The sequence below is a fragment of the Pseudomonas sp. GM48 genome (genome assembly GCF_000282335.1).
Classification (GTDB): Bacteria; Pseudomonadota; Gammaproteobacteria; order Pseudomonadales; family Pseudomonadaceae; genus Aquipseudomonas.
Genome location: NZ_AKJM01000147.1, coordinates 17,551 through 27,717, shown reverse-complemented (window position 1 = coordinate 27,717; position 10,167 = coordinate 17,551). Strand labels below are relative to the sequence as shown.

9 protein-coding genes are annotated in these 10,167 nt (G+C 60.6%); 7 read left to right on the top strand and 2 right to left on the bottom strand.

What is annotated here, in order from left to right; genetic code table 11:
- The first annotated feature begins 342 nt into the window (after positions 1–342).
- The gene (locus PMI28_RS03060) at positions 343–1,374 is read left to right on the top strand and encodes a D-cysteine desulfhydrase family protein (RefSeq protein WP_007991727.1); all 1,032 of its coding nucleotides are present in this window, start codon (positions 343–345) and stop codon (positions 1,372–1,374) included.
- Between the two features lie 3 nt (positions 1,375–1,377).
- On the opposite strand, the gene PMI28_RS03065 is transcribed toward PMI28_RS03060, so the two are convergent.
- Positions 1,378–1,716 (bottom strand): FKBP-type peptidyl-prolyl cis-trans isomerase, encoded by a 339-nt coding sequence (locus PMI28_RS03065; RefSeq protein ID WP_007991725.1) that lies wholly within the window; start codon positions 1,714–1,716, stop codon positions 1,378–1,380.
- 173 nt (positions 1,717–1,889) lie between these two features.
- Between PMI28_RS03065 and PMI28_RS03070 the strand changes: the two genes are divergently transcribed.
- The 4 genes from PMI28_RS03070 to PMI28_RS03085 all read left to right on the top strand — a co-directional run bounded on the left by PMI28_RS03070 (position 1,890) and on the right by PMI28_RS03085 (position 5,975).
- On the top strand, positions 1,890–2,963 hold the full coding sequence (locus tag PMI28_RS03070) for a sensor domain-containing diguanylate cyclase (RefSeq protein WP_007991724.1): 1,074 nt from the start codon (positions 1,890–1,892) through the stop codon (positions 2,961–2,963).
- A 113-nt stretch (positions 2,964–3,076) separates the two neighbouring features.
- Positions 3,077–3,682 carry a DJ-1/PfpI family protein gene (locus PMI28_RS03075; protein ID WP_007991722.1) on the top strand — a complete coding sequence of 202 codons (606 nt, stop codon included), beginning with the start codon at positions 3,077–3,079 and terminating at the stop codon, positions 3,680–3,682.
- Between the two features lie 185 nt (positions 3,683–3,867).
- The gene (locus tag PMI28_RS03080) at positions 3,868–5,172 is read left to right on the top strand and encodes an MFS transporter (protein ID WP_007991720.1); all 1,305 of its coding nucleotides are present in this window, start codon (positions 3,868–3,870) and stop codon (positions 5,170–5,172) included.
- A 26-nt stretch (positions 5,173–5,198) separates the two neighbouring features.
- Positions 5,199–5,975, top strand: coding sequence for a substrate-binding domain-containing protein (locus PMI28_RS03085; RefSeq protein WP_007991717.1), 777 nt, complete (start codon positions 5,199–5,201; stop codon positions 5,973–5,975).
- Here the strand turns inward: PMI28_RS03085 and PMI28_RS03090 are convergent.
- Positions 5,965–6,879 carry a LysR family transcriptional regulator gene (locus PMI28_RS03090; RefSeq protein WP_007991715.1) on the bottom strand — a complete coding sequence of 305 codons (915 nt, stop codon included), beginning with the start codon at positions 6,877–6,879 and terminating at the stop codon, positions 5,965–5,967. The genes PMI28_RS03085 and PMI28_RS03090 overlap by 11 nt on opposite strands.
- A gap of 159 nt (positions 6,880–7,038) precedes the next feature.
- Here PMI28_RS03090 and PMI28_RS03095 point away from each other — a divergent pair, with 159 nt between their 5' ends.
- Both PMI28_RS03095 and PMI28_RS03100 read left to right on the top strand, forming a co-directional pair.
- Entirely contained in the window at positions 7,039–8,847 is a 1,809-nt protein-coding gene (locus tag PMI28_RS03095) for a monovalent cation:proton antiporter-2 (CPA2) family protein (protein WP_007991713.1), read from the top strand.
- Between the two features lie 143 nt (positions 8,848–8,990).
- Entirely contained in the window at positions 8,991–10,088 is a 1,098-nt protein-coding gene (locus tag PMI28_RS03100) for a DNA alkylation repair protein (RefSeq protein WP_007991711.1), read from the top strand.
- The last annotated feature ends 79 nt before the right edge of the window (positions 10,089–10,167 follow it).

The following is a 10,167-nucleotide window of genomic DNA, read 5'->3' as shown; positions in this document are numbered from 1 at the left end:
TCACGACTGCTTCGCAGCCGAACGCAGCCTCGCGGGCTCGGCAGCTGCTACAGATCGCATTACCGCTTAACTGATAGGCATTAGGCCAGCGCCTGTTCATTGGCGTAGAAGAAAAGTGGGTCGTCTTCAGTACCGTGGGCCAGCAGACTGTAAGGCACGTGGGGGTGCAACCAGTGCAGGCGCTCAAGCCCGGTCCAGCCTATCCAATGCGGCCTGGAAAGTACTGGTGCCGGGCGGGATTGGTTACACCGGGTTAAAACAGTCGTGACTGACAGTGCGTTTATCCCGCCTGCCTTTCTCCATAGAGTCACCTTGACCATGGTGAACAACGAGGCTCGATTGATGCAAACCCAACTGGACAAGTCACTGAGTGTTTTTGCGCGGGCTGACCTGCTGCAAGGTCCCACGCCCATTCAACGGGCTGCGCGACTCGAACAGCTGCTGGGCTTGGACAAGCAGGGTATCGGCCTGTTTCTCAAACGCGACGACCATATGTTGATCGGCGCGGGCGGCAACAAGCTGCGCAAGCTTGAATTCCATATCGGCGCGGTGTTGCAAGCCGGGATCGATACGATCATTACCGTGGGCGGCATTCAGTCCAACCATGCCCGCCTGACCGCCGCGGTGTGCGCACGGTTGGGCATCGCCTGCGAATTGTTCCTGACCCGGGCCGTCGCCAAAGCCGAAGTGGATTACGAACTCAATGGCAACGTGCTGCTCGACCAGTTGTTCGGCGCGCAAATGCAAGTGTTTGCCGGCGGCACCGACTCACTGGCCAAAGCCGAGGCCCGGGCTGCGCAACTTCGGGATTCCGGGCGCAAGGTCATGGTGCTGCCGACAGGTGGTTCGACCCCCTTGGGCAGCCTCGGCTATGCCCGCTGTGCAGCGGAAATCGCGCAGCAAGAGGCAGAGCTGCAACTCACGTTCAATCAAGTGGTGGTACCCAACGGCAGCGCCGGGACGCATGCCGGGCTCGCGGCGGGTTTCCATTTGCTTGACCGGGGTACGTCCGTGGTCAAGTCGTTCTCAGTGTTGTCCGACCAGGACTCATCGGCGACGAGAACCCTGCAATTGACCCGAGAGACATTGGCGCTATTGGGCAATAGCGCCGAGGTGCAGGCTGCCGATGTTGTGATTGACGGCAGCCAGCTGGGTCCCGGCTATGGTCTGCCGACCGCCGCCATGCAGGACGCCGTACGCCTGATGGCGCGTGCCGAAGGCCTGTTGGTCGATCCGGTGTACTCCGGCAAAGCCTTTGCGGGTTTGCTGGCCGACCTGCAGCAAGGGCGCTTCGGTCCCGGGGACAATGTGCTGTTCGTCATGACCGGCGGTACACCCGGCCTGTACGCGTATCGGGAAACCTTTCAGGCCTGACGGTCAATCGTCCCGCGTCAGCACTTCCAGCAATTCAATTTCGAAGATCAGGTTCGAATTCGGCGTTATCTTGCCCATGGTGCGTTCGCCATAGGCCAGATGCGCCGGCACCAGCAACTTGCGCTTGCCACCGACCTGCATGCCCATGATCCCCTGGTCCCAGCCCTTGATGACCCGCCCGGTGCCGATCACGCACTGGAAGGGTTTGCCACGGCTGTAGGAAGAATCGAATTCGCTCCCGTCCTCCAGCCAGCCACGGTACTGGGTGGTGATCAGCGCGCCTTTTACGGCGGCTTTTCCGTCACCCGGTTGAAGATCGATTACCTGAAGCTCGTCATTCATTGATTTCACTCGTATGCTCACCCGCCCTCAAGGGCCTGTCGGGCGCCGTTTTCCCAGATTTGCCTTCGATTGGCAACCATTGCCGCCTCCGCGCACGGCATTCAAAGCTGTTTGCTGAACTAAAATAATCAACAATTACCCGTGCGGTTCACCGCCCTGATGGCCATCTCCGAATGATCTTGCTCTGGACCAGTGTCATCCTTGGTTCAACGACGCTCACCCTGATCGTCGCGCTGGTCTGGCGCGAACGCTCGCTGCAAAAGCAACTGACCAAGTATCGCACCATCGTCACCAGCCTGTCCGAAGGCCGGAACATCCATCAGGATGGCGACGCCGAGCGCTTCAAACGCAGCCAGTATTTCGCTCGTATCGGCACTTGGGATTGGGATGTCGACACCGACCGGTTGTACTGGTCAGACGCCATTTTCGGCATGTTCGGCTTCAAGATCGGCGAAGTGACGCCCTCTTACGCACTGTTCTGCTCCTGCGTGCATCCGGACGACCGGCTCAGGGTCCGGGCCGGCGAACTGCGTTGCCTGCAAACCGGCGAAAACCATGATGAGGAATACCGCGTGGTCTGGCCCGACGGAACGATCCGCTGGCTGCGGGAAACCGGCAACGTGGTCAAGAATGACCACGACCAAACAATCAAGATGATGGGCGTGGTACGCGACATCACCGAAGAAAAGGCCTCGGCCAGCTACCTCAAGCACCTGGCCCACTACGACCCGCTGACCGGCCTGCCCAATCGCCTGGTGCTCGAAGAGCGCCTGTCCGAAGCGTTGGAGCAGGCGCGCACCAGCGCCACACGGGTGGCGCTGGTGTTTGTTGACCTCAATGGCTTCAAGGCCATCAACGACCGCTATGGTCATGCGGCCGGTGACCGCGTGCTGGTCACCACCGCCACCCGGCTCAAGCACATTCTGCGCGGCAGCGACACCGTTGCCCGGATCGGCGGCGACGAATTCGTGGTCATCCTCCAGAACCTGCCCCAAGGCGAAAGCCTGCAAGACAAAGCGCGCACGATCTGCCAGAAAATCTTCGCCGAACTCTCCCCGCCCATTACCATCGGCAACGATCAGCGCCATATCGGCACCAGCCTCGGCGTCGCCGTGTTCCCCGATCATGCATCGAGCATTGACCGCCTGCTGCACATTGCCGACCTGGCGATGTATGAGGCCAAGCGCAGCGGGAATAATCAGTATCGGTTGGGCACCGACAGCGTAGTGCGGGCGCACAGCGAATAGCGCTTCGTGCCGGGCCGTGATACATGACTGTTATCATAAGAATGTTTCGAACTGTACCGGCAACACCGGGTTGCACCCGAGTAGGCTGCTCAAAAAACCCATCGGAGTTCGCCATGCACATCGCCATTCTGACCTTTGACGGTTTCAACGAACTGGACTCGCTGATCGCCTACGGCATGCTCAGCCGGGTTTCACTGCTCGGGGACAAGGATTGGCGCGTAAGCATCGCGTCGCCGACGCCGCGGGTCACGTCGATGAACGGTTTGACCATCGATGCGCACATCGGTCTCGCCGAGGCCTGTCAGGCGGATGCGGTGCTGGTGGGCAGTGGTCGCAAGACCCGGGAAGTGGCCGCCACCCCCGGGATCATGGCGCAACTGCAATTCGATCCCGCACGCCAACTGCTGGCGGCCCAGTGTTCCGGCACCTTCCTGCTGGCCAGACTCGGCCTGCTCGGCGATGCCCCGGCCTGCACCGATGCCATCAGTAAACCCTGGGTGCTGGAAGCCGGGGTCAATGTCGTCAACCAGGCGTTCCATGCCAACGGCAACATTGCCACCGCGGGTGGCTGCCTGGCGTCGCCGTACCTCGCGGCCTGGATCCTGGCCCGGTTGAAAGGCCGCGAAACAGCCCGGGAAGTGCTGAACAATTTCGCCCCGGTGGGTGAGAAGGATGAGTATGTGGCCCGGGGGATGGCACATATCGAGGCGTTTATCTGATCGTTCAGCCATCCAGCCTGACGCAGGTACAGCCCTCTCCCTGGATGCATTGATCCACTTTGCACATCAATGCATGCCAACAATGCAATTAACATATCGATGCCCCTGCTCCACTATCCGCCCCAATAAGAACCGTGCGCCGCGTCCTGTCGGCGCACGTCATAAAAGCGGTGGAGTACACGTCAATGACAGCATCAATCCAACGGCCCGCGACTGCCGGTCGCTCCCGGGCCAGTGCGATTTTCCGGGTCACCTCGGGCAACTTCCTCGAGCAGTTCGACTTCTTCCTTTTTGGCTTCTATGCCACGCAGATCGCTGCCGTGTTCTTTCCGGCCAGCAGCGAATTCGCCTCGCTGATGATGACCTTCGCGGTGTTCGGCGCAGGCTTTCTGATGCGTCCGTTGGGCGCGGTGGTGCTGGGTGCCTACATCGATGATGTGGGCCGACGCAAAGGGTTGATCGTGACCCTGTCGATCATGGCCAGCGGCACGATCCTGATTGTGCTGGTACCCGGTTACGAAACCATCGGTTTGTTCGCCCCGGCCCTGGTGCTGATCGGACGCTTGTTGCAAGGCTTCTCGGCCGGTGCGGAATTGGGCGGCGTGTCGGTGTATCTCGCCGAAATCTCCACGCCCGGCCACAAGGGCTTTTTCACCAGTTGGCAGTCAGGCAGCCAGCAAGTGGCGATCATCGTCGCCGCCGCGCTGGGTTACGCCTTGAACCAGTGGATGGCACCGAGTGCGATTGCCGAGTGGGGCTGGCGGATTCCGTTTTTCGTCGGCTGCATGATCGTGCCATTCATCTTTCTGCTGCGCCGCAACCTGGAAGAAACCGAAGAGTTCGCCACCCGTAAACACCGCCCGAGCATGGGTGAGGTGTTCCGCACCCTGGGGCAAAACTGGCTGATCGTGTTCGCGGGCATGATGATGGTCGCCCTGACCACCACCGCGTTCTACCTGATCACGGTGTACGCGCCGACCTTCGGTAAAACCGTATTGCACCTGAGCACGTCCGATGCGCTGCTGGTGACATTGCTGGTCGGCGTCTCGAATTTCATCTGGCTGCCGATTGGCGGCGCACTTTCGGACCGTATCGGTCGACGCCCGGTGTTGATCGCCATGGCCTTGCTGGCCATCGCAACCACTTACCCGATGCTGACCTTTCTGGTCAATGCGCCGAGCTTCATCCATATGCTGCTGGTGCTGTTGTGGCTGTCGTTCATTTATGGCCTGTACAACGGCGCGATGATCCCGGCGCTGACGGAAATCATGCCAGTGGAGGTTCGGGTGGCCGGTTTCTCCCTCGCTTATAGCCTGGCCACGGCCGTGTTCGGTGGGTTCACCCCGGCGATGTCGACCTGGCTGATCCAGTACACCGGCGACAAGGCTGCACCCGGTTACTGGATGAGTTTCGCAGCACTGTGCGCGCTGTGCGCGACGCTCTTGCTCTATCGCCGAGCCTCGAATCATCTGCAGTCGGTGGCGTCGTGAACCAGCCTTTTATCGAGAACATGACCATGAAAAAACAGTTTGGTTTTGCCGCCCTCACGCTGGTGGCCACCCTGGTATTGAGCGGCATTGCCCAAGCGGAAGAGATCCGCGTAATGACCTCCGGCGGCTTCACTGCGGCCTACAAAATCCTCGGCCCGAAGTTCACCGCCGCCACCGGTAACACCCTCGACACCGCACTCGGTCCATCCATGGGCAAGGCGCCAGAGGCGATTCCCAATCGCCTGGCTCGTGGTGAGCAAGCCGACGTGGTGATCATGGTCGGCTACGCGCTGGACGATCTGATCAAACAGGGCAAAGTCGATCCCGCTTCAAGAGTCGAACTGGCGGATTCGCGCATTGGTCTGGTGGTGCGCGAAGGTGCGCCGAAGCCGGATATCAGCAATGTCGAGGGCCTGAAAAAGACCCTGCTCGACGCGAAATCGGTGGCCTACTCAGACAGCGCCAGCGGCGTGTATATCGAGCAGCAACTGTACAAACGCCTGGGGATCGAAGACCAGCTGAAGCGCAAATCGACGATGGTGCCGAAAGTCCCGGTGGGTTCGGTGGTTGCCACTGGGGATTATCAACTGGGCTTCCAGCAAGTCAGCGAATTGTTGCCAGTGCCGGGGGTGAGTTTCGTGGCGAAGATTCCGGAGTCAGTGCAATCGGTGACCCGGTTTGCCGCCGGCATCCCGGTAGGTGCCCAGCACCCGGCGGAAGCCAAAGCCTTGCTGGAATATATGGCCTCGGCCCAGGCTCAACCGGACGTGAAAGCGACCGGACTGGACTCGGTCAGTCGCTGACCGACGGCTGCAGGACTTTCATCTCCACCACCAGTCGTTCCAGTTCCAGTGCCGCCGGGGTCAGGGTTCGACCCCGGCGCTTGATCAGACCGACGCTGCGCATTACCTGAGGATTGGTCAACGGCACCCGCGTCAGGATCGGATGATCCGCTGCCGGCATCGCCATCAGCGGCACTGCCGCTACGCCCAACCCAGCCTCCACCAGTCCGATCATGGTGGTTACGTGCCGGGTTTCGCAGATGCTCGGCCGCTGCGGCACCACGCCGGTCAACGCCTGGTCCAGCAGAAAACGGTTGCCCGAGGTTTTATCCAGAGAGATGTAATCCTGCTGATAGAACTCGTCCCAGGTGACACTGCTTCGCCCCGCCAGCGGATGATCGCGCCGGCAAGCCACGACATACCCCTCTTGCACCAAGGGCTCGAAATCCACTTCGGCTTCCAGCGTGCCCATGAAACTCAGGCCAAAATCCGCTTCACCGTTGACCACCGCGCTCAACACCTCGTGGGCGCTGGAGTCCAGCACCTTGACCTTGATCCGCGGAAACTGGCGGTGATAGTGCGCAATCACCCGTGGCATGAAGTAGTAAGCCGCCGAGGGTACACAGGCGACCGTGACGTGGCCGAGCCGGGTCGAAGCGACTTCGCTGATGCCCAGCAATGCCACGTCCAGATCGTCCAGCAGGCGCTCGACGCTGGGCATGAAACCGCGGCCGGCCTGGGTCAGGCTGACCTTGCGCGTAGTACGTTCGAACAGCCGCACACCAAGGGCGTCTTCCAGTTTTTCGATGCGCCGGCTCAAGGCGGGCTGGGAAATACGCACCGTATCGGCGGCCTTGCGAAAGCTGCCCTGCTCGACCACGGCACGGAAGGCTTGCAGGTCATTGAGGTCGAAGTTGATCGCCATGGGGATTACTCGAGAGGGACCGTTGGATTGATCAGCTAACGCTATAAATGTAACTAATTAATGCAAATTGTAACATCTGAGCCCGAGCGTTTTGCTGACGCCGAAGGGCTCAGCCTTTATCCTTGTCACCCCCGCAGTACCGAGTTCTGGAGTTTTCCCATGCCCCATGAAGGCAACCTGCTACAAGCCGCTGTCGTGTTTCTGATGGCGGCCGTGCTCATCGTTCCATTGGCCAAACGCCTGCAACTGGGGGCGGTTCTGGGCTACCTGTTTGCCGGGGTGATCATCGGCCCGTCGGTACTGGGCCTGATCGGCAACCCGCAAAGCGTCGCGAACATTTCCGAACTCGGCGTGGTGTTGCTGCTGTTCATCATTGGCCTGGAGCTGTCGCCGCGACGCTTGTGGGTGATGCGCAAATCAGTGTTCGGCGTAGGTCTGGCGCAAGTGTTGCTGACCGGCACGGTGATTGGCGTGGTGGCGTTGTGGCTGTTTGGCCAGCCGTTGAACACCGCGATCGTCCTCGGCCTGGGCCTGGCGCTGTCATCCACGGCGTTCGGCCTGCAAAGTCTGGCTGAACGCAAGGAACTGACCAGCCCCCACGGGCGGCTGGCGTTCGCGATTCTGTTGTTTCAGGACATCGCCGCGATCCCGTTGATTGCCATGGTGCCGCTGCTTGCCGGTGGCGATCACAGCACCACCGCCAGCGAAGACCTGAACCACGGCCTGCAGGTATTGTTCAGCATTGCAGTGGTAGTGATCGGCGGGCGCTATCTGCTGAGGCCGGTGTTTCGCGTGGTGGCCAAAACCGCGTTGCCAGAGGTCTCCACCGCCACGGCCTTGCTGGTGGTGATCGGCACGGCGTGGTTGATGGAACTGGCCGGAATCTCCATGGCCCTGGGTGCCTTCCTCGCCGGCCTACTGCTGGCGGATTCCGAGTATCGCCATGAACTGGAAGCGCAGATCGAACCGTTCAAGGGCCTGTTGCTGGGACTGTTTTTCATCAGCGTCGGCATGGGTGCGAACCTGAGCCTGTTGCTGAGCATGCCGGTCGCGGTGTTGGGCCTTACCCTGCTGCTGATCGCGATCAAACTGCCGCTGCTGTTTATTGTCGGTCGCCTGGCCGGCGGCTTGAAGAAGGTCAGTGCAATCCGCCTGGGCATCGTGTTGGCGGCCGGTGGTGAATTTGCCTTTGTGGTGTTCAAGATTGGTCGCGATCACGGGCTGTTCGCGGCAGAACTGTATGACTTGCTGGTGCTGACCATCACCCTGTCCATGGCCGTGACGCCGCTGTTGCTGCTGCTTTGCGCACGGTTGGTCAGCCCGAAAGTGCAACCGGTGGAAGTGCCGGAGAAGTTCCGCGAAATCGACGCCGACGCGCCTCGAGTGGTGATCGCCGGCATGGGCCGCATGGGTCAGATCGTCGCGCGGATTTTGCGCGCGCAGAACATCAAGTTCGTGGCCCTCGACACCTCGGTGGAAACCATCGAGCTGTCCCGCAGTTTTGGTGGCGTGCCGGTGTTCTATGGCGACCCGATGCGCCCGGAAATCCTCAGCGCGGCCAAGGTCGGGGAAGCCGAATATTTCGTGATCGCCACCGACGACCCGGACACCAACATCAAGACCGCCGAGTTGGTGCACAAGCTCTATCCGCATATGAAAATCATCGCCCGCGCCCGTAACCGTCAGCATGTGCACCGCCTGATGGACCTCGGCGCTCATGCCGTGCGCGAAACTTTTCATTCGAGCCTGGAAATGAGCCGGCAAACCCTGATCGGGTTGGGATTGACCCATGCCCAGGCGGACGCGCGGATCAAACGTTTCAAGCAGCACGACGAAGAGGTGCTTGAAGCCCAGCATTCGGTATATGACGACGCGGTGAAGGTGATGCAGACGGCGCAGGAAGCTCGGGTTGAACTGGCGAGGTTGTTTGAGTCGGATCAATTGCAGGAGCAAGCGGGCAAGAATTGAGGTGACTGGAATGGCCTCTTCGCGAGCAAGCCCGCTCCCACATTGGATCTTTGTCGCGCACAAGCTCTTCTGTGGGAGCGGGCTTGCTCGCGAAGAACGATAACGCAGTGTGATGGATCAACAACATTTCCCAAGGAACCACCATGGCTGACCAACCTGCCCCAGCCCTGAAGGAAATCTTCAACACCGAGCGCCTCCAGCACATTGCGGGCGAAATGACCGCGGTCTATCCGCCATTCGAGGCCGAGCGCTTCCTGAAACTGGCCCAATCCGGTCTCGCGGATCTCAGCGTCATGCAGCGCATGGCCCGGGTCAGCGAGTGCCTGCACGCCGTGCTGCCCCTGGACTATGAGGCGTCGCTGCAGGTGCTGCGCGCCCTCGCCCCGCGCCTGAACAGCGGCTTCGTCAGCATGTGCCTGCCGCACTATGTTGCCCGTTATGGCGCCCATGCGTTCGATGTCTCGATGGACGCCTTGAAGTACTTCACTGCCTTCGGTTCCTCGGAGTTCGCGATCCGCCATTTCCTGCGCAGCGAGCTCGATCGCTCGTTGAAGCTGATGCATGACTGGTCCCTGGATGACGACGAACACGTGCGGCGCCTCGCCAGCGAAGGTTGCCGACCACGCCTGCCCTGGTCGTTTCGCCTGGAGCCGGTGCAGGCTGATCCGCGTCTGGCCGCTGGTATCCTCGACAACCTCAAGGCAGACAGCAGCCTGTACGTGCGCAAGTCCGTGGCCAACCACCTCAACGACATCACCAAGGATCATCCCGAATGGGTGCTGGACCTGATCGAAGGCTGGTCGCTGGACAACAAGCACACCGCATGGATCGCCAGGCACGCGCTACGCAGCCTGATCAAACAGGGCAACCAGCGGGCACTGGCGATCATCGGCGCGGGCGGCAAGCCTGAAGTCGAGATCGTCGGGGTGAAAGTCGAACCGCCAGTGATTGGCCTGGGAGAAAAAATCACCCTGTCGTTTGCCGTCAAATCCACGATAGAAAGCAGCCAGCGCCTGGTGATCGACTACGCCATCGATTACGTCAAGGCCAACGGCAGCACGTCGGCGAAGGTGTTCAAACTCAAGGCGCTGACGCTGCCCGGCAGTGCCATCGAAGTCGTCAGCCGTGGTCAGCAGATCAAGGAACTCACCACCCGCCGGCATTATGCGGGGCGCCATGCCGTGCACATCATGGTCAATGGCGAACGGCTGGCCAGCACGGCGTTCGAGATTCTTGCTTAAACCTCAAGATGGATATTGGATGTGCCGCCGCCTTCGCGAGCAAGCCCGCTCCCACATTGGAACGCGGCCTCCTGTGGGA